A 23188-nucleotide genomic window follows, 5' to 3' on the forward strand; every position below is an offset into this window, starting at 1 on the left:
CGCGAACCCCACTTGGCAATTTGGGAGCCGAAGCCCTCGTGGCCTCGGCTCCTTCCTTTTGGTGCGCCCGGGCAGTGGGCATCTCGCCCGGCGGCGCCGTCCGAGCCCGCTGCTGTCCGGCTTCCGGCTCCGCACGCACGCTTCGGGCCTTGGTTCCCCTGTGTTTGCGGCGCGAGACGGTCAACGACAGGTGAGGATGCGTTACCATCTCTTCGATATCACGGCGAAAGTGGAGGGTGAACTCATGGCGGACAATCACGGCAACGGCGGCGTTTCCGCCCAGACCGACGAGCTCGGCAGCACCCTCATGGGCGAGGCTCTCGACCGCCTCGCTGCGGGCGATGACTTCTCCGTCGTAGCCACCGCCGCGGACTCCCAGGGTCAGCGTATGACCTGCGAGTTCGATGATGATTCTGCCGAGCAGTGCCTCGAGGCCGCTCGCACGTGGGTGCGTAACGGCGCTCGCGACGAGAACAATGCTTGCGTCATCGGCAAGCCCGCCTGCTACGCCATCGCCTACCTCGGCGCAGTCGCCGACGATGACGACGTCTTCCGAGATGCGCTCATCCTCGAGTTTGGCGAGCGTGGGGCCGAGTGCGGCTACTCTGCCTTCTCGCTTGTCGAGGGGATTGGCGCCGGTGATAACCTTGCCTGGAGCGATCCCGCACCCGCCGGGGAGACCCCTAGCCTCCTGTAGGGCACAGCGGCGTCCTTCGCCGCCGCCTCACCGCAAACTCAGAGCACCCGCTCCAGCGTCGCTGGAGCCTGCCAAGCCAGGGAAGAACGGTCTCAACCGTGATACCTCGATGGATGCGCTTGTGAGGAAAGCAACCTACCGTCTACCGCGCTAAACTAAGCCATTAGCCGAGAACTCGGCCCAAACATGCCATATTGCGCGTAATCCCACGCGCCGCACGAGATTGAGGATAAACATGCGCCAGGAGAACCTACGCAACATCGCCATCATCGCCCACGTCGACCATGGCAAGACGACGCTCGTGGACAAGCTCCTGCGCGCCACCGATGCCTTCCGTGCCAACCAGCAGGTCGAGGAGCGCGTGCTCGACTCCAACGACCAGGAGCGCGAGCGCGGCATCACCATTCTGGCCAAGAACATCTCCATCGAGTACAAGGACGTCAAGATCAACGTCATCGATACCCCGGGCCACGCCGACTTTGGCGGCGAGGTCGAGCGCGTGCTCAAGATGGCCGACGGCGCCCTGCTGCTCGTCGACGCCTTCGAGGGTCCCATGCCCCAGACGCGCTTCGTGCTGCGCCACGCCATCGACGCCGGCCTGTCGATCATGATCGTCGTCAACAAGATCGACCGTCCGGGTGCCAACCCCGACAAGGCCTACAACGACTGCCTCGACCTCATGGCCGACCTCGGCGCCACCGACGAGCAGCTCGAGTTCGCCATGGAGCACGTCGTCTACGCCAGCGCCATGAACGGCTTTGCCCGTCTTGACCCCAACGACGACAACGACAATATGTACCCGCTGCTCGACATGATCGTCGAGGACATGCCCGCGCCCGAGGTCGATCCCGACGGCCCGCTGGCCATGCAGTGCGTCACAATTGACCACTCCGAGTACGTGGGCCGTATCGGCATCGGCCGCATCTACTCCGGCACCATCCACGACGGCGACAAGATTCTCGTCGTGAAGAACGACGGCAGCCGCGCCAACGCCACCGTCAAGCAGCTCTTCACCTTTGACTACCTGGGCCGCAAGGAGTGCAGCGAGGTTGGCGCCGGCGACATCGCCGCCGTCGTGGGCATCGACCGCACCGACATCGGCGACGTCTACACCGACCCCGAGAACCCCGTCGAGCTCGAGCCCATCGAGATCGACCCGCCGACCCTGGCCATCGTCTTCGAGGCCAGCACGAGCCCGCTCGTGGGCCGCGAGGGCGACATCGTGGGTGCCCGTCAGCTCAAGGAGCGCCTCATGACCGAGGCCGAGAACAACGTCACGATGCGCATCGAGGAGCTCCCTGACAAGACGGGCGTCGAGGTTGCCGGCCGCGGCATCCTGCACCTGTCCGTCCTCATGGAGTCCATGCGCCGCGAGGGCTTCGAGTTCCAGGTGGGCCGTCCCCGCGTCCTCATCAAGAAGGACGAGAACGGCAACCGCATCGAGCCGATCGAGCAGGCCGTCGTCGAGTGCCCGCCCGAGTACTCCGGCAAGGTCATCGAGGTCTTTGGCAACGCCTCCGGCACCATGACGAGCATGGAGCAGGGCGAGACGATCTGCCACATCGAGTTCCGCATCCCCACCCGCGGCATCATGGGCCTCAAGAACCGCATCCTCAACGTCACCCACGGCGAGGGCGTCTTCTACCACACGTTCCTCGAGTACGGTCCGTTCGTGGGCGACCTTGGTACCCGCAACAACGGCGCCATGATTTCGATGACCACTGAGAAGGCCGTCGCCTACGCCCTAGGCACCCTGCAGGAGCGCGGCCAGCTCTTCGTGGGCCCCGGCGACGAGTGCTACGAGGGCATGCTCGTGGGCGAGCGCTCCAAGCCCGGCGACATGGTCGTCAACATCGCCCGCTCCAAGCAGCTCGGCAACCAGCGCAGCTCCACGGCCGACATCGCCGTTCAGCTCACCCCGCCGCGCACCTTCACGCTCGAGGAGGCACTCGAGTACATCATGGACGACGAGCTCGTCGAGGTTACGCCCAAGAGTGTCCGCATGCGCAAGCGCATCCTCAACGCCATCGAGCGCAAGAAGGCCAACGTCCGCAACGGCCTAGTCAACAAGTAGGTTGTCCGTCGGATGACATCGCAAGCAAAAGGGCCCGTCACCTAGGTGGCGGGCCCTTTCTTGTGCGTGTCATGGTCTGCGTTACTGGTTGGTCCTCCGCGAGTGCTCTTGGGCTCGCTCGGCCACGCGGCGCATGGGGGCGAGCAGCTCGTTGGTGTAGTCGTGGCTGGGGGAGGAGACGAGCCCAAAGCGCAGGCTGAGGCGGCGCAGCGCCACCGTCACGAGCGTGCAGACGATGGCAACCCAGGGGTTCATGACGTGGAAGTAGCGATACAACACGAGGTAGACGAGTGAGCCACCAAGCGCGCTCACGGCATAGTAGTTCGTTGACGGCTGAAAGATCTTGGGCACGTCTCCCAAAAAGACGTCGCGCAGCATGCCGCCGCCCACGCCTGTGATGACGCCCATGAGCACGGCCTGCACACCGCCAAGCCCATACATGAGTGCCTTGTTGACGCCTGCGGCGCAAAAGAGACCAACCGAGAGGACGTCCGCCCACTCGATGGCGTTGGGGACGCGCCGCAGCGCGGTGGGAAAGTGAAAGACGATGGCGCCCGCCACCACGCACAGCACGATGGCCGCGGTGGAGTTGAGCATGTAGACGTCGCCCTCCTGCATGATGACGTCGCGGATGAGACCGCCACCTAGGCCGCAGATGAGCGATAGGGCCACGCAGCCCGTGAGGTCGAGCTGTCGCTCGATGGCAACGAGCGAGCCCGAGAGCGAGCCCACCACCACGGCCGCGAGCTCGAGCCATGCGGGCAGCATGAGCACACGGGTTCCCTGGGCAAACAGTGAGATCGCATCTGGCACGGGGACTCCTCCCCAACTCTCGTGCTTGCATTATGGTCCCGCGCGGCTTCGCGGACCCTCTCAATGGGCCCTTGGGGCGAGAAAAGATTTCTCAAATTCCTCTCGCATGGTGCAATTCTTTTTGCTACCATAGTCAACGCACGTTTTTGGAGAGTTGGCCGAGTGGTCGAAGGCGCACGATTGGAAATCGTGTAGGCGTCTCAAGCGTCTCCGGGGTTCAAATCCCCGACTCTCCGCCAGAGTCTTCCGCGGCGCCCAAGCGGCGCCGCTTCCATATTCTCTGGAGAGGTGGCAGAGCGGCTGAATGCGGCGGTCTCGAAAACCGTTTAACCACTTTGTGGTTACGAGGGTTCAAATCCCTCCCTCTCCGCCAGAGCATGCAGGGCCCGGCTCGCAAGAGTCGGGCCCTTTTTCTTACCTCTCTGTTAGGGTGAACGACGGACCCCTGCACACAAGGTCATATACACTCAAGGGGTACGTATAGTTTGGCGCATGGAGGTTTCCATGGAAGACAAGAAGTACTTCTCGCGCTCCTGGGCGCTCATGACCAAGGAGAAGGGCTGGATCAAGCCCATCCTGCTCATGGCCCTCGCGTGCTTCGTGCCCATCGTGGGCGCACTTGGCGTTCTGGGCTATGCCTGCGAGTGGGCGAGGCTCTCTGCCTGGGGCGTTAACTCTTCGCCCAAGCAGAAGGGCGTCAAGGTTGGCGCCTGCATCGCAAGCGGCTGGCGAGCGTTCGTCGTCATTCTCGCATGGTCGCTCGTCGTGGGCATCCTTGGCGGTATCGTGAACGCCATCCTGTCATTTCTCCTGCGCGGCCTGGGTTCGACCCTCGTCACCATCGCCGAGTTCGTGCTTGCGGCCCCCATCATGGTGGCTGCGCTCCATGCCTGTGTGTACGAGAAGATTGGCGCTGGCTTCAAGGTAAGCCGCTTCGTCGAGATGATTAAGCGCGATCCCTCGGGCCTGTTCAAGACGCTGCTCATCCCCCTTGCCGAGTGGGGCATCGTTGCCGCCGCGTCGACGCTCGTGTTCTCCGTGATGATTGGCTTTGCCCTGCCCGACATCATGCGCCTTGTCTATGAGGCCCAGTACTACGGCGACTCGTACACCATGGCCTCGATCATCGCCTCCATCCTGCGCGGCGTGCTGCCCGGCACCATTCTCTTTCTCTACGCCACGCTCGTGGTCAGCAGCGCCGCCAGTCTGCTGTTCGTCAACAGCATTGGCCTGTGGATGAGTCAGTTTGACGTGCGCTCGTGGGGCGGTCCCGACGAGCCGCTGCCGGCACAGGCCAACACGCTGCCCCCGAGCCCGCTTCGGCTGTCACGCCGGAGCCCGTTTCGGTTCCCGAGCCGCCCGCTGAGCCCGCTCCCGCCGAGGCGTCCGCTCCCGCTGCGACGCCTGAGCCTGCTCCCGCGTCTGAGGCTGCAGCCGCCCCCGCGTCCACGCCGCAAGAGGAGGCTTCCAAGCCTGTGAGCGTTCCCGCTCCCGACAGCGAAGAGGCCGAGCGGCTCCAGAACGACAAGGGCGAGACGATCGTTCCGCTCGTGAAGCTTCCCCGCGACAACGAGGAAGACCAGCAGTAGGGAAGCATCAAAACAAGTTTGTGAAGGACGGGTGTTCGTGCAGAGGCTGCGCGGGCACCCGTTTGTCATGAGCGGCGCGTCTGCGGCCGCGAGCGGCGAGTTTTTAACCACGGCACGAGGACATCCAAAACGGACAAGTCTCTGAGCTGCGGTGTCAGGTTTGTGACAGCCGGACAACCCAAATCTGTCAGATTCGACTGCTAGCCTGGAGCAAGGAAGGGGCGGCTTGGAGGTGTCCATACATGTGTTGGCTCTGTGCAGGTTGAGAGATGGAGAAACAAACAAGGCTCCCAACCGGCGCCTAGACCGTGGTATGATTCACCACCGAACCTTTCCTGTCTCGGGCGCAAACCTTCACGACCCGAGGCCACATGCCCAGAGGAGGTGACCACATGAAGGCTTATGAACTGCTGTTTTTTGTCGACCCGACGATCACCGATGAGGCTCGCGCTGGCGTTATGAAGCGCATCGAAGTTGCCATCACCGAGAACGGCGGCCAGGTCGACAACGTCGACAACTGGGGCAAGCGCAAGCTCGCTTACGAGATCGACAAGCTCACGGAGGGTGACTACACCCTCGTCAACTTCCAGGCTGACCCCACGCAGATCGCCGAGCTCGATCGCGTTCTCCGCATCAACGATGCTGTGAAGCGCCACATGATCGTGCGTCGTCCGGATCACGAGTAAGACAGTCATGGAAGCGAGCCCACAAGGCTCGCGTGTGCGAGACGAGAAGCGACTCGCTCAAGTCTTGCGCGCGTATGAAAGGTAGTGAGTATCGTGAGCATCAACCGAGTGAACATCACGGGCAACCTGACCAGGGATCCCGAGCTGAGGGCCACGCAGAGCGGCACGCAGGTGCTGCACCTGGGCGTGGCGGTCAATGACCGTCGCCGCAACCCGCAGACGGGCAACTGGGAGGATTACCCCAACTTCATCGACTGCGTGATGTTCGGCACCCGTGCCGAGGCGATTCAGCGCTATCTTTCCAAGGGAACCAAGGTCGCCATCGAGGGTCGCCTGCGCTACAGCTCCTGGGAGCGCGATGGCCAGAAGCGATCCAAGATCGAGGTTGTCGTCGACGAGATCGAGTTCATGAGCTCTCGTCAGGGAGGCGGCAACTCCAACGGTGGTGGCTACGCCCAGCAGCAGGGTGGCTATGCCGCCCCTGCCCAGCAGGCTCCCTACCAGCAGGCCGCTCCGGCGCCTGCGCCCGTCCCCGTTGCCGCTCCGCCCGCGGCGGACGTCTACGACGAGGACATCCCGTTCTAGGCCACCTACGTCTGGAGCATTCCAGATCACGGTGGCTGGCCTGCCCGCCTGCGGGCAGTGTCTCCGAGAGAACCGGCGTCCGGCCGAAAGCCGGCCGCACGCCAACAGAAAGGTATTGAGACATGGCTACTGAGTACCAGCGTCAGCCGCGTCGCAAGTTCTGCCAGTTCTGCAAGGAGGACACTGAGTTCATCGACTACAAGGATACTCAGCTCCTTCGCAAGTACATGACCGACCGTGGCAAGATCAAGCCCCGTCGCGTCACTGGCGCCTGCACGCGGCACCAGCACGACATCGCCAACGCCATTAAGCGCGCCCGTGAGATGGCCCTTCTGCCGTACACCGTTCCCGTGGTGTCCAGCCGTGGTGGCCGTCGCGACCGCAGCTAAGTAAGGAGTGTCCATGAAAGTCATCCTTCTGGGTGAGCTGAAGGGCAAGGGCGGAGAGGGCGACGTCGTCGAGGTCGCCCAGGGGTTCGCTGAGAACTACCTGTTCCCCAACCGCATGGCCCTGCCTGCCACCAAGGGCAACATCAAGCAGCTTGAGGAGCGTCGTCACAACATCGAGAAGCGCGAGGTCAAGCGCATCGCCGATGCCGAGGCTCTGAAGGAAGTCATCGATGGCAAGACCGTCCTCATCGACGCCAAGGTCGGCGAGGAGGGCCAGCTCTTCGGCTCCGTGACCAACACCATGGTCGCCGACGCCATCAAGAACGAGCTGGGCGTCGAGGTCGAGCGCAAGCGCATCGAGCTCAACCGCGCCATCAAGACCTCCGGTCTGCACACCGTCAAGGTGAGCCTGTACCGTGAGATCGCCGCCGAGCTTCACCTCCAGGTCGGCAAGCCGGCCGTCGAGGAGGTCGTCGAGGAGGCTCCCGAGGCCGTCGAGGCTGAGGCTGCCGAGGAGACCACCGAGGCCGCCGAGTAGGCTCGTCTGCTCACTTGCAGCGCAAAGCTTTGCTTATGCGAGGACCCGCAGCCATTTGGCCGCGGGTCCTTTTTCATCCGAAGTTATTAACGAAATGGTGCTGAGCTGGGGCTATTCAATAGTGGGCTGCTTGCGTGGCATACCTACCCCACCGAGTGATTGTCTCGGGCAAAACAGATTGTTTGGATGGAGTAAGCCATGTACCTGCGGTTTTAGGTGGCTCTGCCAAGCAGTTTGATTACTTGGGATGAACGAGCTCCCTGCGGTCGCCCTGCTCGAACAACTGTGCGAGATGTTGATAACCGCTCGCGGATGAATTCCAAGAATGTTGAAAAGTGTGAAAACTCGCATAGCGCGTGGTAGGTGGCTCGGGCTTTCATCAACCCGCAGGTAAGCGGGATGCGGGCCTTCGTCATGCGTCTCACGGTTTTGTGCTAGGCCTTCCTGGCCAGGACGTGGCTCGCTTGGCCCGGCGGACCCCTCATCGCGTCCGTCGAGTGCCGTGACTGCCCACGTTGCGCTTGTCATCAGGTCATTCGGCGCCGCCGCCCTTCTCGCGCAAATCATTCTTGCTTGCCAACATGCCTCAGTTGAATGAGTTACGATTCAAAGTTGCACCTTGCTGTCGACGAGAAGACCTTGGGAGGACACTTGGACGAGATCGTGTACGATGCCACGCCGTCTCCGGCGGCCCTCGCATCCATCAAGACGATGCCCTCCGACGTCCCCGCCGAGCGCTCGGTTCTCTCGGCGATGCTGCTGTCGCCCGAGGTGCTCGAGAGCGCCATCGTCGAGCTGACCGACGAGGACTTCTTCCTCGAGTCCAACCGCATCATCTTCGCGGCCATGCGCACGATGTTCGAGCGCAGCAACCCCGTCGACCCCATCTCGCTCGCGGACTACCTCACGAGCACCGGCGACCTCGAGCGCGCCGGCGGCATCCAGCAGCTCGCCCGCCTGGGCGAGGACTCGTTTGCCATCGCGAGCTGGCGCCACCACGCGGAGATGCTCCACCGCGACACGACGCTGCGTCTCATGATCGACGCCTCGGCCAAGATCGCCAACCTTGCCGCCAACGCGCCCGAGGACACCAAGGAGGTCGTCGACACCGCGGAGAAGATGCTGCTTGACGTCACGAACCGCGACATCAAGACCACATACGTCAAGCTCGAGGACGCCATGATCAAGCTCTACCAGGAGCTTGCGGAGCAGGCGCAGAGCCCCGACGGCACGGTGGGCATCCAGACCGGCTTCCCCACGATGGACCGCATGTTCCTGGGCCTGCGCCCCGGCCAGATGATCGTCGTCGGCGCCCGACCGGGCGTGGGCAAGACTTCGTTCGCCCTGAACCTGGCTGTCCAGATGGCCCAGGCCGGCACGACCGTCTGCTTCTTCTCGCTCGAGATGAGCTCCGAGGAGGTCGCGCAGCGCCTGCTGTCGACCTACTCGCAGGTGCCGCTGCAGAAGATCCGCTCGGCAGACATCAAGCCCGAGGAGTGGCAGAGCCTGCTCACGGCCACCCAGGACCTCGCGGCCCTCGACCTCATGATCGACGACACGCCGGGCACCACCGTCACCGAGGTGCGCGCCAAGGCCCGCCGCATGCTGCGCAACAAGGAGAAGGGCATCGTCATCCTCGACTACCTGCAGCTGGTCTCGCCCCCGCCAAACCGTCGCTCCGACTCGCGTGCCACCGAGGTGTCCGAGATGAGCCGTGGCATCAAGATCATGGCCAAGGACCTGGGCATTCCCGTCATTGCCCTGTCGCAGCTGTCGCGTAAGAACGAGGAGCGCACCGGTTCGCGCGGCAAGCGCCCACAGCTGTCCGACCTTCGTGAGTCCGGCGCTATCGAGCAGGACGCAGACATCGTCATCCTGCTTGACCGCTCCATGACCGAGGAGGAGGGCGCCCGCGAGGACCGCCCGGACTACGGCGTCACCGAGTTCGTCGTCGCCAAGAACCGTTCCGGCCCCCTGGGCATTATCCCCATGGCGTTCTTCGCCGAGAAGACCAAGTTCATGGAGGTCGACGCGCACCACGACGACGCGTAGCGAACCTGATGCGGCGCCCCGAGCGAACTGCCTGGGGCGCCGCTTGCGTTTTTGTGGCCTGACCCGCGATGTTAGGAGCGCCCACAGCTTGTTGGCGTATACTCAAATGGTTTGCTAAGCCGTGAGAGAAGGAGCTCTTCATGCCGGCATCTGTTCTGGTGGGAACCCAGTGGGGCGACGAGGGCAAGGGTAAGATCACCGACCTCATCTCCGGTGGCTTCGATGTGGTCTGTCGCTATGGCGGCGGTGCCAACGCCGGCCACTCGGTTGTCGCCAATGGTCACCACCTCGCACTTCGCCAGATTCCGTCTGGCATCGTCCACGAGGACGTCCTTTCCATCATCGGCAACGGCTGCATCGTCGATCCCGTGGTCGTTCTCGAGGAGCTCGAGCACCTCAAGGGCGAGGGCCTTTCCTGCAAGGGCCTGCGCATCTCGGGCAACGCTCACATCGTCATGCCCTGGCACAAGGTTCTCGATGGCGCCCACGAGCAGAAGCTCGGCAAGAACAACATCGGCACCACAAAGCGCGGCATCGGTCCCTGCTACATGGACAAGATGAACCGCACGGGCATTCGCATGCAGGACATGCTTGACGACGACACCTTCCGCGAGAAGGTCGAGGCGTCGCTCGCCTACCAGAACCCCATCCTCGAGAAGGTCTACGAGCTGCCCACCTATGACGTGGACGCCGTGTGCGAGGAGTTCCTCGGCTATGCCGAGCAGCTGCGTCCCTACATCATCGAGAGCGGCAAGCTACTCAACGAGGAGCTTGCCGAGGGCAAGAAGGTCCTGTTCGAGGGTGCCCAGGCCACGATGCTCGACATCGACCACGGCACCTACCCGTTCGTGACCTCCTCCAACTGCACGGCCGGTGGCGCGGTTACCGGCTCCGGCGTTGGCCCCACCAACATCGACCGCGTGCTGGGTATCGCGAAGGCCTACCTCACGCGCGTGGGCTCGGGCCCGTTCCCCACGGAGCTGAGCCTTGACGAGGGTATGGGCAAGTTCCTGCTGGAGACCGGCCACGAGTACGGCGTGGTCACGGGCCGCAAGCGCCGCTGCGGCTGGTACGACGCCGTGGTGGTCAAGTACGCCGCGCAGGTTAACGGCCTCACCGACCTCGCCATCACCAAGCTCGACGTGCTCACAGGCCTTGACACCATCAAGGTCTGCACCGCCTACGAGTGCGATGGCGTGGAGTACACGACGGTTCCCGAGCACCGCTCGGTCTTCGACCACGCCAAGCCCAAGTACGTCGAGGTCCCAGGCTGGAAGGAAGACATCACCGGCTGCAGGAGCTTTGACGAGCTGCCCAAGGCCGCGCAGGACTACATCGAGCTCATCGAGAAGCTCAGCGGCGTGAAGGTCTCCTTCGTTGCCGTGGGTCCCGACCGCGAGCAGACGATCAACCGCTTCTGGGAGTAGAGGCAAGCTAGCAAGTCCAGGCGGCCTCGGCAGACATGGCCGGGCCCGCCTTTGGTTTTATGCGCGTTACGACCGTGCCACGTGCGCGGACGCGGCGCTACGATAGGCGTTGGGAAATAACGTAGAGCCGACGATCAGGAGCAACCATGGACGCATCCGAGAAGATCGACATCCTCCTTCTGGGCGCGGGCGGGCGCGAGCACGCCCTCCTGCGCAAGCTGCTCGAGAGCCCGCGCGCGGGCAAGGTCTGGGCGGCGCCGGGCAACGGCGGCATCCTCGCCGAGGCCGCCTATGCCGGCATCGACCAGGAGAGCCCGCAGCAGGTGGCCGACTTCGCCACCGAGCATGGCGTGAGCCTCGTGGTCATTGGCCCCGAGGCCCCGCTCGTCGCCGGCGTGGCCGACGCGGTGCGTGCCGCGGGCATCGCCTGCTTTGGCCCAAGCGGCGCGGCCGCCCAGATGGAGGGCTCCAAGCTCTTTGCCAAGCAGGTCATGGAGCGTGCCGGCGTTCCCACGGCCCGCTACGCGAGCTTCACCGAGGCGGCTCCCGCCGAGGCCTACGTGCGCGAGCTCGCCGGTCCCTGCGTCGTGAAGGCCGACGGCCTCGCCGCGGGCAAGGGCGTCATCGTGGCGCAGACCACCGAGGAGGCCCTGGCGGGCGTGCGCGAGTGCTTCGCGGGCACGTTTGGCGAGGCGGGCAGCACCGTCGTGGTCGAGGAGATGCTCAAGGGCCCCGAGTGCTCGCTTCTGGCCCTCACCGACGGCAAGACGGTCGTTCCGCTCGCGAGCTCGCAGGACCACAAGCGCGCCCTCGAGGGCGACCTCGGTCCCAACACGGGTGGTATGGGCGTCTACTCGCCCGTCCCGTTCGTGACGCCCGAGGAGCACGAGGCCATGGTCGAGATCGAGCGCAAGGTCGTGGCCCAGCTCGCGAAGGACGGCATCACCTACTCCGGCTGCCTCTACGGCGGCTTCATGCTCACCAAGGACGGCCCCAAGGTGCTCGAGTTCAACGCGCGCTTCGGCGACCCCGAGACGCAGGTCGTGTTGCCGCGCATGAAGGCCGACCTTCTCGACGTCTTCCTGCGCTGCGACAACGGCACGCTCGACGAGGCCAACGTGAGCTGGGACGACGACTGGGCCGTCTCGGTGGTGCTCACGAGCGCGGGCTACCCCGGCTCCTACGAGAAGGGCAAGCCCATCCGCGGCATCGCCGACGCCGAGGCGCTCGAGGGCGTCACGGTCTACCACGCCGGCACCAAGCTGGTGGGCGGCGAGCTCGTCACCAACGGCGGGCGCGTGCTCAATGTCACGGCCGTCGCCGACACCTTCGAGCACGCTCGCGAGCAGGCATACCGAGCCTGCGAGCTCATCGATTTTGAGGGAAAGACGCTGCGTCACGACATCGGGGCGCGCGCCCTGCGAGGCCGCGACGCCTGGGAGGTCTAGCACCACATGAATCACAAGGACACCGACGAGTTCCTCGACACCGTCGAGGCGTTCACCTATGACGGAGACCGCTCGACGCACGATCACAAGAGCGGCGAGCCCGAGCGCCGCGAGTTCGTGCGCGGTGACGACGACCCGCGCGACGCCGCGTTGGCCGAGCAGCCCCTCACGGAGGAGACGGCCTGGACGGGCCGCATCTTCTCGGTGAGCCGCCTGCACGTGCAGCTGCCCGACGGCCGCGAGGCCGTGCGCGACGTCGTGCGCCACCCTGGTGCGGTCGCCGTCGTGGCGCTCACCGATGACGGCCACATCTGCCTCGTGCGCCAGTACCGCACCGCGCTGGGCCGCGTCACGGTCGAGATCCCAGCCGGCAAGCTCGAGCCGGGCGAGGACCCGCTAGCCGCCGCCCACCGCGAGCTCGAGGAGGAGACGGGATTCACGGCCGACAAGATGGCCTACCTCACCTCCATCGCGAGCTCGGATGGCTTCTGCGACGAGGTCATCCACCTCTACATGGCCACGGGCCTCGTCTTTACGAGCTCCAACCCCGATGCCGACGAGTTCATCAACGTCGACCTCGTGGAGCTCACCGACCTCGTCGACGCCGTCCTCGACGGCCGCGTCGAGGACGCAAAGACCGTCGTGGGCGCCCTTGCCTGCGACGCCGTGGCCCGCCGCCTTGCTCCGCCCGCACCAACCGAGGACTAACTGAATGCAACAGACCAGCACCAACGACCGCCCGCACGGCGGGTCGGTACCGCACGCTTCCGGCAAGCTCTACCAGAAGTTTCTCTCGTACTACCGCTCGCAGTGGCACCTGTTTGCCATCGACTCCGTTGCCGCCGTTGTCATGACGGCGGTTGACCTGGCGTTTCCCATTATTCTGCGCGAGCTCACCGGCGGCCTGTTCACGCAGGGCGCCGGCGCCATCATGGGCGCGCTTGGCACGCTTGCCCTGGGCCTCATCGCCATGTATGCCGTGCGCTATGCCTGCCGCTACTTCGTGGGCTACTGGGGTCACGTCATGGGCGCGCGCATGGAGAGCCGCATGCGCCAGGACCTCTTTGACCAGTACGAGCGCTTCAGCTTCTCGTACTACGACCGCCACAACACCGGTGACCTCATGAGCCGCGTGGTGTCCGACCTGTTCGACATCTGCGAGGCCGCCCACCACGGTCCCGAGTATGCAATCATCTGCGGCATCAAGATTGTGGGCTCCTTCGCGATCCTTGCCACGATCAACTGGAAGCTCTCGTGCGTGCTGGCTGTGATCACCGCCGTGCTGTGGGCCTATAACTCGCGCGCCAACAAGCGCATGCGCGCCGTGTTCATGGAGAACCGCAAACGCATCTCGGGCATCAACTCGCAGCTCGAGGACTCGCTGAGCGGCATCCGCGTGGTGAAGGGCTTTGCCGCCGAGGATGTTGAGCGCGAGAAGTTCGCCCGCTCCAACGAGGCCTACCTCGAGAGCAAGCAGCGTATGTATCACGTCATGGGCGGCTACCAGGCCATGATTGCGGCCCTCATGGGAGCCCTGTTCACCGTGGTCATCGTCTACGGTGGCTACCTCATCGCCGTGGGCGAGATGCAGCCGGTGGACCTGTCGACCTATGCCCTCTACATCACGACGTTCACGGCCGCCATCGAGCAGCTGCTCAACTTTACCGAGACGTTCCAGAAGGCCGAGGCGGGCTTCCGCCGCCTCGACGAGATCCTCGCCACCAAGCCCGACGTCCTGGATGCCCCCGGCGCCAAGGACCTCGAGGTGAGCGAGGGCCACGTGACCTATGAGGGCGTTCACTTCTCCTATGACGGCGAGCATGACGTCATCTGTGGCCTTGACCTCGACATCCACCCGGGCGAGACCATCGCCCTCGTGGGCCCGTCGGGCGGCGGCAAGTCGACCACCTGCAGCCTGCTGCCGCGCTTCTACGACGTGGCGTCTGGCTCGATTGTCGTCGACGGGCAGGACGTGCGCGACGTTACGCAGAAGAGCCTGCGCGAGGCCATCGGCCTGGTTCAGCAGGACGTCTACCTCTTCGACGGCACCATTGGCGAGAACATCGCCTATGGCAGACCATCGGCCACCTTCGAGGAGGTGCGCGAGGCGGCACGCCTTGCCAACATCGATGACTTCGTGATGAGCCTGCCCGAGGGCTACGAGACCCAGGTGGGCGAGAGGGGCGCCCGCCTCTCTGGTGGCCAGAAGCAGCGCATCTCCATTGCCCGCGTGTTCCTCAAGGACCCCAAGATCTTGGTGCTCGACGAGGCCACGAGTGCTCTCGACAACGAGAGCGAACATGCCGTGCAGGAGTCACTCGCGCGTCTCTCCCACGGCCGTACCACGCTCGTGATTGCCCACCGCCTCTCGACCATCCGCGATGCCGATGAGATCGTGACCGTCGACGGCGGACGCGTGGCCGAGCGCGGCACGCATGATGAGCTCATGGCCCTGGGTGGCACCTACGCGAGCTACTACCGCATGCAGTTCGGGCACCACGCCTAGGTTTCGAGCGTATGTAACTTGAGCGTAGCCGCGCCGGGCCTTAAGGAAACCTCCAAGCCCGCTGCCTATACTGTTCTGCGACCAATTTGACGACCGCGGCCAGCCGGCTGCCGATATGCCTTACGAGGAAGAGCATGGCAAAGAAGGACAAGAGTGCTAACGTTCCCACCCCCGACGAGGTCGAGGCCATCTTCGCCGACGTCGACGAGACAGGCCACACGAATGCGTCGAAGGCCCGCAAGGAGCACGGCCGCCGCCGCGCCCGCAAGGCCGCCGTCGAGGTCGATCCCCTCTCGGGCGATGATCCGTCCGGCTCGAGCGTGGGCAAGGTCATGACGCGCACCGCCGTCGTGGTCGTCGCTATCATGCTCGTCCTCGTAGTGCTCTCGCAGGTGGCCTGCGGCCTCGTGCGCCGCGCGGGCACCTCGCAGCTCGCCGAGCACGTCGACTCCGCGAGCGTGTCGCTCGCACTCAAGAACGGCGTCGAGTGGGGCGACGGCTTCACGCAGTTCCCCGAGGATTACACCGTGCTCGAGGCCAACGAGGAGTCCGGCCGCATCGAGGTGAGCGTCGTCGACACCTCGGCCAAGGACGAGCTCGAGTGCCTCGCCGGCTCGCAGATCCAGGCCGCCGCCCTCTCCGTGAACGCCCTGCTCAACCCCAACATCAACCAGGTCGTCTACCATGTCGACGTCCACATCGACGAGGACGGCAAGATCCAGCAGTCGTCGCTGTTTGGCTTCCTCAAGCCCACGGGCATCATGAAGCGCTTCGCCACCTTCGTGTGGACCAAGAGCTCCGGCGCCGACGGCGGCTTCAACTTCAACTGCATGATCACCGACATCGATGCCACCGCCTCGGAGAACCTGCGCGAGAAGGTCACCCTGCCGCGCAACATCATCGACGCCGTGATGGGTGAGGCCGCGACCACGAGCGCGGCCACCACCGACACCGCCGACGCCGCTACCACCGAGACGGCCGCGGAGTAGCCACGTGAGCGACGCCTCTTCCTTGCGCCTCTACCAGCGGCAGGGCAACTACCTGCCGCGCGTTGCCGCTGTACACGACCTGTGCGGCTACGGCAAGTGCTCGCTGGGCATCGCGATCCCCGTGCTCTCGTGCGCGGGCATCGATGTGTGCCCCGTGCCCACGTCGCTCTTCTCGGGTCACACCAAGTTCGACCACTTCTACAAGCTCGACACCACGCCCATGCTTGAGCCCTACCTCGATGCCTGGCGCGCCCACGGCATCGCCCTCGATGGCGTCTACTCGGGCTTTCTTGGGTCGGCCGAGCAGGTCGCCACGATCGAGCGGCTCTACCGCGAGTACCCGCGGGCCCTGCGCATCGTTGACCCCGTGATGGGCGACGGCGGCCACAAGTACCCCACCTACACCGACGAGATGTGCGAGGCCACCCGCGCGCTCGTGGCAAGCGCCGACGTGCTCACCCCCAACCTCACCGAAGCCTCGATCCTTACGGGCATAGCCTACGAGGGCCAGGACGTCGACGAGGCCTACGTGGCGCGCGTGCTCGACGCCCTGCTTGCCATGGGCGCCAAGAACGTCGTGCTCAAGGGCATCGTCCATGAGGGGGACAACCTCATTCGCAACTATGTGGCCAGCGAGGGCGCGCCCGTGGCCGAGGTGGCTGGCGACTTGCTGCCATTTATGACGCACGGCACGGGAGACCTGTTTGCGAGTGGCCTCACGGCGGCGATCTTTGCGGGCAAGAGCCTGCTCGAGGCGGTGCGCTTTGCCGGCACCCTCGTGCGCGATGCCATGGCCATCACGCCCGACCAGCCCGACTACGAGGTGCGCGGCGTGAGCTTCGAGTCTGTCCTCGGAGACGTTACGGCTCTTATCTAGGTTCCAAAAAAATGCTGTTCGCGACTATACTGAGAGACTGTGCGCATTGCGCGAAGTCATCACATGCGGTTCCAATTCAAGGGAGCGAACATGGCAGACAAGCCGCTCGTTGGCATCATTATGGGTTCAAAGTCTGATATGCCCACCATGGAGGCGTGCACCAAGCAGCTCGAGGAGCTCGGCGTTCCGTACGAGCTCGTCATCGCGAGCGCCCACCGCACCCCCGACAAGGTCCACGAGTGGGCCGCGAGCGCCGCGGACCGTGGCCTCAAGGTCATCATCGCCGCCGCCGGCAAGGCCGCGCACCTGGGTGGCGTCGTTGCCGCCTATACCCCGCTGCCCATCGTGGGCGTGCCCATGAAGACGAGCGACCTGGGCGGCATGGACTCCCTGCTCTCCATGGTGCAGATGCCCAGTGGCGTGCCCGTTGCCTGCGTTGCCATTGGTGGCGCCAAGAACGCCGCCATCTACGCCACGCAGATTCTGGGCGCCGCGATGCCCGAGTATCGCGAGAAGATGGTTGAGTTCAAGCGCGCCATGGCGCAGGGTTAGGCCCGGCAGATGGCAAACGCGTCGAGCGGCAAGCATTTTAGGCGGGCAGGGGAGGCGGCCCCGCGCGCCGCAGCGCCGCAGCACACCCAGGCCATGCCCACGTCTGGCGAGAGCAACCCCTATGCGCCTAACACGGGAAACGCCGTGGGGTTCGTCTCGACAAGGCCCGCCTCCAAGGGGGCTGACCATGCCAAGGCACCACGGGGCGATCGCAAGCAGCCCAAGCGCGCCAAGCGGGTTGACCAGGGTGGTAAGCCGCGTCGTCGCGGCAACGTCCTCTCGACGGTCCTCATCGTCATTGGCGTCGTGCTGCTGCTTGTTGCCGGTGGCATGTGGGGCTATGCCCAGTGGCAGTACCACGTGCAGGACGTCAACAACGAGAAGCTCGCCGCCTACGCCACTGTCTCCGACGACGCGGCCGGCGCCCCCACGATTGACTGGGAGGGCCTCAAGGCCGTGAACGCCGACGTCTGCGGCTGGATCTACATCCCGGCCACGCACGTCGACTTCCCGGTCTACCAGGGCCAGACCAACGACACCTATCTGCGCACCTCGGCCACGGGCGAGTACGCGGTGGGTGGGCAAATCTTCATGGACTGCGAGAACAGCCGCCCCGGTCTCGTTGACCGCCAGACCCTCATCTACGGCCACCACCTCAACAACGGCGCGATGTTCACCGACATCGACGACATGGCGACCCAGGACAACTTCGACAAGGTCGACACGGTCTGGTACCTCACCGAGGACGCGAGCTACGAGCTCGAGCCGCTGTTCTTCTACAAGAGCGCGGCCACCAACGGCGCCGCCCGCCAGATCGCCTTTGCTTCCGATGACGACTTCCACGCCTACCTGGCAGACGCCCTCTCCCAGGCAACGGCCCAGCGCGCGGGCGCGAGCGGCTCGGTCAACAACATCTCCAAGGTGCTCACGCTGTGCACTTGCGACTACGAGAACGACTTTGGCAAGGGCAACGGTCGAGGCCTGCTCGTCTGTGCCCTCAAGAGCGAGGTGTCCAACACCACATCGTCTGACGTATCAGCCAGCTAGCGGAGGGGAACCGCATGTCTGACCGTTCGATGTACGAGTACGAGAGCTGCGAGGCAATCGAGGACGAGGACGTCCTGCACGACGAGTGCGGCGTCTTTGGCATCTGGGCGCCGGGCCGCGACGTGGCCCGCATGACCTACTTTGCCCTGCATGCCCTGCAGCACCGAGGCCAGGAGAGCGCCGGCATCGCCGTGGGCGATGGCAGCACCGTCATGGTGCGCAAGGACCTGGGCCTCGTTACGCAGGTCTTCAGCGACTCAGACCTCTCGGCCCTGCCCGGCAAGGTCGCCATTGGCCACGTGCGCTATGGCACGGCCGGCTCCAAGGGTTGGGAGAGCGCCCAGCCGCACCTCTCGGCCATCAACGACGTCATCATCGCGCTGGCCCACAACGGCACGCTCGTCAACTTCGACCAGCTGCGCATCGAGCTCATCAACATGGGCGTGCCCTTCCGCACCCACACCGACTCCGAGGTCGCCGCCCGCCTCATCGGCTTCTTCACCGAGAAGAAGCACCAGCTGCGCGCTGGCATCGCCCACGCCATGGCGATGATGGAGGGCGGCTACGCGATGGCTCTCGTGCGTGACAACGCGCTCTATGCCTTCCGCGACCCGCACGGCATCCGCCCGCTGTGCCTGGGCAAGCTGGCTGACGACCAGGGCTGGGTCGTGGCGAGCGAGACCTGCGCCCTCGACATCGTGGGCGCCGAGTTCGTGCGCGACGTGAACCCCGGCGAGATCATCCGCATCTCCGACGACGGCATCTCGTCGTCCCAGGCGCTCGAGACCGAGGCGCGTGCCGAGTGCATCTTCGAGCACGTCTACTTTGCGCGCCCCGACTCGCGCTTCCACGGCAAGAGCGTCTACTCCATGCGCTACAACATGGGTCGCCGCCTGGCTCAGGAGGCTCCGGCCGACGTCGACCTCGTGATTGGCGTGCCTGACTCGGGCCTGCCGCCTGCGGAGGGCTTTGCCCATGAGCTGGGACTTCCCTTTGGCGAGGGCCTCATCAAGAACCGCTATGTTGCCCGCACCTTCATTCAGCCCACGCAGGAGCTGCGCGAGATGGGCGTGCGCCTCAAGCTCAACGCCCTCATCGACAACGTGGCCGGCAAGCGCCTCGTGGTGGTAGACGACTCGATCGTGCGCGGCACCACCTCCAAGCAGATCGTCCGTATGCTCAAGGACGCTGGCGCCACCGAGGTTCACATGCGCATCAACTCGCCCGAGGTCACGTGGCCGTGCTTCTATGGCATCGATACCGACACCCAGGACCAGCTCATCTCGGCGAGCAAGTCCGTCGAGGAGATCTGCGAGTACATCGGCGCGGACTCCCTGGCGTTTCTCTCGCCCGAGGGCCTGCGCGCCTGCGTGCCCGACCTCTCTGGCTGCGCGGGGTGCGCCGCCGGCCGGAGCGGCTACTGCGAGGCCTGCTTCACCGGCGAGTACCCAGTCGAGATCCCGGCGAGCTTCTCGAAGGGCAAGTTCCTCGAGGGCTATACGCCGCGCAACCTCGCCACTGCCCGCGCCGCGTCGAAGATGCACGTAGACGACGTGGCCGAGGCCAACCTCTAACTTGGTATTACGCGCGCCGCCGGACGTCTGCCGGCGGCGTTGCGCCTTGCGTGCGGCATGGCTTGCGCGCAGGGCGGCTCGATTGTCCCAACCCACGAAAGGACCTCTCATGAGCACTGACAAGCACGTGACCTACGAGGACGCCGGCGTTGACACCGCCGAGGGCGGCCGCGCGGTCGACGCCATCAAGCAGATGGTTAAGGAGACGAATCGACCCGAGGTCATCGGCGGCATCGGCGGCTTTGGCGGCCTGTTCTCCGCCGCCGCCCTCAAGGACATGGAGGACCCGATTCTCATCTCGGGCACCGACGGCGTGGGCACCAAGCTTGTGCTGGCGCAGCTGCTCGACCGCCACGAGACCGTGGGCCAGGATCTCGTGGCCATGTGCGTCAACGACATCCTCGCCTCGGGCGCCGAGCCGCTGTTCTTCCTCGACTACGTGGCGATTGGTCACATCGAGGCCCAGCACATGGCAAAGATCGTGAGGGGCGTGGCCGATGGCTGCAAGCTCGCCGGTTGCGCGCTCGTGGGCGGCGAGATGGCCGAGCACCCCGGCGTCATGCGTCCGGACGACTACGACCTCGCGGGCTTCACTGTGGGCGTCGTCGACCGTCCCAAGATGCTCGACCCCGCAAACGTCAAGGTGGGCGACGTCATTATCGGCCTGCCCTCGACGGGCGTGCACTCCAACGGCTACTCGCTCGTGCGCAAGGTCATTGGCGTCGACGGCATCGTGCCAGGCACGCCCGAGGCCGAGGCCAAGCGCGCCGAGCTCGAGGCGCCCCTGGCCGAGCTGGGCAACAAGTCGCTGGCAGACGCCCTGCTCGCCCCCACGCGCATCTACGTGAAGCCCATCCTCGAGCTGCTGCGCAGCGGGGTTGCCCCGGTCCACGCCATTGCCCACATCACGGGCGGCGGCATCACCGAGAACCTCAACCGCGCGCTTGCCGCCGATGTCGACGCCGTGGTCGACCGCCCGAGCGGTCAGGTTGCCTGGGACGTTCCGCCCGTCATCACCTACGTGGCCGAGCACGCGGGCCTCACGCCCGACGAGGCGTGCAAGACGTTCAACATGGGCGTGGGCCTGTGCCTGATCGTCGATGCGGCCGACGAGACGGCCGTGGTGGCCAAGCTCGAGGAGCTCGGCGAGCACCCGTTCCGCGTGGGCGAGTGCGTGCCGGGTGAGGGCAAGGTGACCTACCGATGAACGAGCCGCTCAAGATTGGCGTGCTGCTGAGTGGAAGCGGCACCAACCTGCAGGCCATCATCGACCGCATTGCCGATGGCAGCCTCAACGCGAGCATCGAGCTCGTGGTGTCGAGCCGCCCGAGCGCCTATGGCCTCAAGCGCGCCGAGGCCGCAGGTCTGCAGACCCTCACCCTCTCCAAGGAGATCTACGCCGACCCCGAGCAGGCCGACGAGATTATCGCCGCCGAGCTCAAGAGCCATGGCTGCGAGTACGTGATCATGGCCGGCTACATGCGCATGGTCCATGCGCCGCTGCTCGCGAGCTATCCCAACCGCGTGGTGAACCTGCACCCGGCGCTGCTGCCAAGCTTCCGCGGTGCGCACGCCATCCAGGACGCGTACGACCGTGGCGTCAAGGTCACGGGCGTCACCGTGCACTTTGCCAACGAGGAGTACGACAAGGGCCCCATCATCGCCCAGCGCGCGCTGGCGGTGGAGGAGGGCTGGAGCGTGGATGAGCTCGAGGAGCACATCCACGCCATCGAGCACGAGCTCTACCCCGAGGTCATTGGCTGGCTCGCCGCCGGCCGCGTGCATGTGAGGGACAACCTCACGGTGAGCGTCGACCCGGCGTAGGACCGTCTGGGACAATTACTCTGGAGGGTATTGTCCCACCGTGTGGTGGCTCGAATAGCGGAAGACCCCCGCGTACCAGCAGATACGTGGGGGTCTTGCCTATTAGTTTTGTTCTCATTTTATCTTCTCACTTGGTGGGAGAGGTGAGAAAAGAGCGCCGAAGCAGAGCGATGGGGCGATAAAGTTCCGGGCTAATTTGTCCCGGCTGTGGACGCGCCCGCCCGTTACGACCTTGCCAGGACGGCGACAGTCTCGGCGTGCTTGGTGTGGGGGAACATATCCACCACGTCGAGGCACTCGATGCGGTAGCCGCCCCCGTAGAAGAGGTCGAGGTCGCGACGCTGGGTCACGGGGTTGCAGCTCACGTAGACCACGCGCGAAGGCGCGAGCCCCAGCACGCCGTTGATGAACGTGGGCGTGGAGCCCGCGCGCGGCGGGTCCATGATGACTACGTCAAAACCCTCGCGACCGGCCTTGGCCACGTCCTTCATGTAGGCGGTGGCATCGGCGCAGACGAACTTGCAGCGGTCGGCCAGGCCGTTTCGCCTCGCGTTGGCGCGGGCGTTTGCCACGGCGCCCTCGACCTGCTCGACCCCCACGACCTCAAGGCCGTCGACCTGCCTGGCCGCGCACATGCCAATCGTGCCAATGCCGCAGTAGGCGTCGAGCACGCGCTGCCCGCGCTCGAGCTGGGCTCCCTCGATGGCAAGCGAGTAGAGCACCTCGGTCTGCGCGGGGTTGGTCTGGTAGAACGACGTGGGGCCAATCTCGAACTCGCAGCCCAGGAGCTCGTCGACCATGCGACCGCCGCCGTAGAGCGCGCGGGTCTCGTGACCCAGGATCGCGTTGGTGCGGCGCTGGTTGACGTTCTGCGCAATGGCGCTGACGAACGGGGCGCGGCGTAGGATGGCGTTCACAAACTGGTGCTCGCGCGGAATCTGCTTGCCGTTGGTGACGATGGTGAGCAGGCACTCGTCGGTGGCATACCCCATGCGCACCACGGCGTGGCGCAGAAGGCCGCGACCGTGGTCCTCGTCGTAGGGGGCAATGCGCAGCTCCTCGGCGGCACGCGCCACCGCAAGCAGCGCTTCGCGGGCGTGTGGTGCCTCGACGATGCAGTTCGAGCAGGGCACGATGCGGTGCGTCCCGCGGGCGTAGAAGCCCGAGCGCACGCTCGCGCGCTTGCCGGGCGCAAAGGGCGTCGCCGCCTTGTGGCGGTAGCCGCGCGGCTCCATGCCCTCGGCGTCCATGCCGTGGATGGGAATGAGGTCGTCAAGGTCGTCCTCGGTGGCACCCTCGGGCAAAAAATCCGTCATGAGCTCGGCGATCTGCGCCTGCTTACGGCGCAGCTGGATGGGATAGGGAACGGCCAGCCACTCGCATCCTCCGCATGACTTCGCGATTGGGCACGTGTAGGTCTTGAATCCCATATCTCTCCTGCTCGAACGAGCGATTCCGTGGCCGGTGGGGCAAGCCCGGGAGCCATGGAGTGCTAAGGTGGTTCCACTATTCATAGGGGGC

21 protein-coding genes and 2 tRNA genes are annotated in these 23188 nt (G+C 65.0%); 21 read left to right on the plus strand and 2 right to left on the minus strand.

Going from position 1 to position 23188, the window contains the following annotated elements; translation table 11 throughout:
• The first annotated feature begins 244 nt into the window (after positions 1-244).
• A complete protein-coding gene (locus tag Q3866_RS00220) occupies positions 245-697 on the plus strand; it encodes a hypothetical protein (protein ID WP_293673331.1) in 453 nt (150 codons plus the stop codon).
• 235 nt (positions 698-932) lie between these two features.
• On the plus strand, positions 933-2771 hold the full coding sequence (typA, locus tag Q3866_RS00225; protein ID WP_301828731.1) for a translational GTPase TypA: 1839 nt from the start codon (positions 933-935) through the stop codon (positions 2769-2771).
• Between the two features lie 81 nt (positions 2772-2852).
• Here typA and Q3866_RS00230 read toward each other — a convergent pair whose 3' ends face one another.
• A complete protein-coding gene (locus Q3866_RS00230) occupies positions 2853-3584 on the minus strand; it encodes a trimeric intracellular cation channel family protein (RefSeq protein WP_301828733.1) in 732 nt (243 codons plus the stop codon).
• A gap of 148 nt (positions 3585-3732) precedes the next feature.
• On the opposite strand from Q3866_RS00230, the gene Q3866_RS00235 reads away from it, so the two are divergent.
• The 19 genes from Q3866_RS00235 to purN all read left to right on the plus strand — a co-directional run bounded on the left by Q3866_RS00235 (position 3733) and on the right by purN (position 21667).
• A tRNA-Ser gene (locus tag Q3866_RS00235) sits at positions 3733-3823 on the plus strand.
• Between the two features lie 43 nt (positions 3824-3866).
• A tRNA-Ser gene (locus tag Q3866_RS00240) sits at positions 3867-3957 on the plus strand.
• A 131-nt stretch (positions 3958-4088) separates the two neighbouring features.
• Positions 4089-5063: a DUF4013 domain-containing protein gene (locus Q3866_RS00245; RefSeq protein ID WP_301828735.1), complete on the plus strand. Its 975-nt coding sequence runs from the start codon at positions 4089-4091 to the stop codon at positions 5061-5063.
• 502 nt (positions 5064-5565) lie between these two features.
• Positions 5566-5859, plus strand: a complete 294-nt coding sequence (gene rpsF / locus Q3866_RS00250; protein WP_293673335.1) for a 30S ribosomal protein S6 — start codon at positions 5566-5568, stop codon at positions 5857-5859.
• A 93-nt stretch (positions 5860-5952) separates the two neighbouring features.
• On the plus strand, positions 5953-6444 hold the full coding sequence (locus Q3866_RS00255; protein ID WP_293673336.1) for a single-stranded DNA-binding protein: 492 nt from the start codon (positions 5953-5955) through the stop codon (positions 6442-6444).
• 122 nt (positions 6445-6566) lie between these two features.
• Complete coding sequence (gene rpsR / locus Q3866_RS00260) at positions 6567-6833, plus strand: 30S ribosomal protein S18 (protein ID WP_301828739.1); 267 nt, start codon at positions 6567-6569, stop codon at positions 6831-6833.
• Positions 6834-6846: 13 nt separating this feature from the next.
• Complete coding sequence (rplI, locus tag Q3866_RS00265) at positions 6847-7371, plus strand: 50S ribosomal protein L9 (RefSeq protein ID WP_301828741.1); 525 nt, start codon at positions 6847-6849, stop codon at positions 7369-7371.
• A 651-nt stretch (positions 7372-8022) separates the two neighbouring features.
• The gene (gene dnaB / locus Q3866_RS00270; RefSeq protein ID WP_293673338.1) at positions 8023-9423 is read left to right on the plus strand and encodes a replicative DNA helicase; all 1401 of its coding nucleotides are present in this window, start codon (positions 8023-8025) and stop codon (positions 9421-9423) included.
• A gap of 140 nt (positions 9424-9563) precedes the next feature.
• The gene (locus tag Q3866_RS00275; protein WP_301828742.1) at positions 9564-10850 is read left to right on the plus strand and encodes an adenylosuccinate synthase; all 1287 of its coding nucleotides are present in this window, start codon (positions 9564-9566) and stop codon (positions 10848-10850) included.
• A gap of 146 nt (positions 10851-10996) precedes the next feature.
• Positions 10997-12298 (plus strand): phosphoribosylamine--glycine ligase, encoded by a 1302-nt coding sequence (purD, locus tag Q3866_RS00280; protein ID WP_301828743.1) that lies wholly within the window; start codon positions 10997-10999, stop codon positions 12296-12298.
• Positions 12299-12304: 6 nt separating this feature from the next.
• Positions 12305-13006 (plus strand): NUDIX domain-containing protein, encoded by a 702-nt coding sequence (locus Q3866_RS00285; RefSeq protein ID WP_301828745.1) that lies wholly within the window; start codon positions 12305-12307, stop codon positions 13004-13006.
• Positions 13007-13010: 4 nt separating this feature from the next.
• Positions 13011-14804, plus strand: a complete 1794-nt coding sequence (locus tag Q3866_RS00290) for an ABC transporter ATP-binding protein (protein ID WP_301828746.1) — start codon at positions 13011-13013, stop codon at positions 14802-14804.
• Positions 14805-14938: 134 nt separating this feature from the next.
• Positions 14939-15793 carry a hypothetical protein gene (locus Q3866_RS00295; RefSeq protein WP_293673343.1) on the plus strand — a complete coding sequence of 285 codons (855 nt, stop codon included), beginning with the start codon at positions 14939-14941 and terminating at the stop codon, positions 15791-15793.
• A gap of 4 nt (positions 15794-15797) precedes the next feature.
• Positions 15798-16670: a PfkB family carbohydrate kinase gene (locus Q3866_RS00300; protein WP_301828747.1), complete on the plus strand. Its 873-nt coding sequence runs from the start codon at positions 15798-15800 to the stop codon at positions 16668-16670.
• A 90-nt stretch (positions 16671-16760) separates the two neighbouring features.
• Complete coding sequence (gene purE / locus Q3866_RS00305; RefSeq protein ID WP_301828749.1) at positions 16761-17222, plus strand: 5-(carboxyamino)imidazole ribonucleotide mutase; 462 nt, start codon at positions 16761-16763, stop codon at positions 17220-17222.
• Positions 17223-17231: 9 nt separating this feature from the next.
• Positions 17232-18269: a class B sortase gene (locus Q3866_RS00310; RefSeq protein ID WP_301828750.1), complete on the plus strand. Its 1038-nt coding sequence runs from the start codon at positions 17232-17234 to the stop codon at positions 18267-18269.
• Between the two features lie 14 nt (positions 18270-18283).
• Positions 18284-19843 (plus strand): amidophosphoribosyltransferase, encoded by a 1560-nt coding sequence (purF, locus tag Q3866_RS00315; RefSeq protein ID WP_301828752.1) that lies wholly within the window; start codon positions 18284-18286, stop codon positions 19841-19843.
• A gap of 109 nt (positions 19844-19952) precedes the next feature.
• A complete protein-coding gene (gene purM, locus Q3866_RS00320) occupies positions 19953-21050 on the plus strand; it encodes a phosphoribosylformylglycinamidine cyclo-ligase (RefSeq protein WP_301828753.1) in 1098 nt (365 codons plus the stop codon).
• Complete coding sequence (gene purN / locus Q3866_RS00325) at positions 21047-21667, plus strand: phosphoribosylglycinamide formyltransferase (RefSeq protein WP_301828754.1); 621 nt, start codon at positions 21047-21049, stop codon at positions 21665-21667. The genes purM and purN overlap by 4 nt, the downstream gene beginning before the upstream one ends.
• 224 nt (positions 21668-21891) lie before the next feature.
• Here the strand turns inward: purN and rlmD are convergent, their stop codons facing one another.
• Positions 21892-23097 (minus strand): 23S rRNA (uracil(1939)-C(5))-methyltransferase RlmD, encoded by a 1206-nt coding sequence (rlmD, locus tag Q3866_RS00330; RefSeq protein WP_301828755.1) that lies wholly within the window; start codon positions 23095-23097, stop codon positions 21892-21894.
• Positions 23098-23188 lie beyond the last annotated feature (91 nt).

It is taken from the genome of uncultured Parolsenella sp. (genome assembly GCF_958346945.1).
In the GTDB taxonomy this organism is placed as follows: domain Bacteria; phylum Actinomycetota; class Coriobacteriia; order Coriobacteriales; family Atopobiaceae; genus Parolsenella.

Bases quoted from the DNA above. Each gene is read 5' to 3' on its own strand.
- Q3866_RS00220 (WP_293673331.1), top strand. From the start codon at position 245: ATGGCGGACAATCACGGCAACGGCGGCGTTTCCGCCCAGACCGACGAG.
- typA (WP_301828731.1), top strand. From the start codon at position 933: ATGCGCCAGGAGAACCTACGCAACATCGCCATCATCGCCCACGTCGAC.
- Q3866_RS00245 (WP_301828735.1), top strand. From the start codon at position 4,089: ATGGAAGACAAGAAGTACTTCTCGCGCTCCTGGGCGCTCATGACCAAG.
- rpsF (WP_293673335.1), top strand. From the start codon at position 5,566: ATGAAGGCTTATGAACTGCTGTTTTTTGTCGACCCGACGATCACCGAT.
- rpsR (WP_301828739.1), top strand. From the start codon at position 6,567: ATGGCTACTGAGTACCAGCGTCAGCCGCGTCGCAAGTTCTGCCAGTTC.
- rplI (WP_301828741.1), top strand. From the start codon at position 6,847: ATGAAAGTCATCCTTCTGGGTGAGCTGAAGGGCAAGGGCGGAGAGGGC.
- Q3866_RS00275 (WP_301828742.1), top strand. From the start codon at position 9,564: ATGCCGGCATCTGTTCTGGTGGGAACCCAGTGGGGCGACGAGGGCAAG.
- purD (WP_301828743.1), top strand. From the start codon at position 10,997: ATGGACGCATCCGAGAAGATCGACATCCTCCTTCTGGGCGCGGGCGGG.
- Q3866_RS00285 (WP_301828745.1), top strand. From the start codon at position 12,305: ATGAATCACAAGGACACCGACGAGTTCCTCGACACCGTCGAGGCGTTC.
- Q3866_RS00290 (WP_301828746.1), top strand. From the start codon at position 13,011: ATGCAACAGACCAGCACCAACGACCGCCCGCACGGCGGGTCGGTACCG.
- Q3866_RS00295 (WP_293673343.1), top strand. From the start codon at position 14,939: ATGGCAAAGAAGGACAAGAGTGCTAACGTTCCCACCCCCGACGAGGTC.
- purE (WP_301828749.1), top strand. From the start codon at position 16,761: ATGGCAGACAAGCCGCTCGTTGGCATCATTATGGGTTCAAAGTCTGAT.
- Q3866_RS00310 (WP_301828750.1), top strand. From the start codon at position 17,232: ATGGCAAACGCGTCGAGCGGCAAGCATTTTAGGCGGGCAGGGGAGGCG.
- purF (WP_301828752.1), top strand. From the start codon at position 18,284: ATGTCTGACCGTTCGATGTACGAGTACGAGAGCTGCGAGGCAATCGAG.
- purM (WP_301828753.1), top strand. From the start codon at position 19,953: ATGAGCACTGACAAGCACGTGACCTACGAGGACGCCGGCGTTGACACC.
- purN (WP_301828754.1), top strand. From the start codon at position 21,047: ATGAACGAGCCGCTCAAGATTGGCGTGCTGCTGAGTGGAAGCGGCACC.
- rlmD (WP_301828755.1), bottom strand. From the start codon at position 23,097: ATGGGATTCAAGACCTACACGTGCCCAATCGCGAAGTCATGCGGAGGA.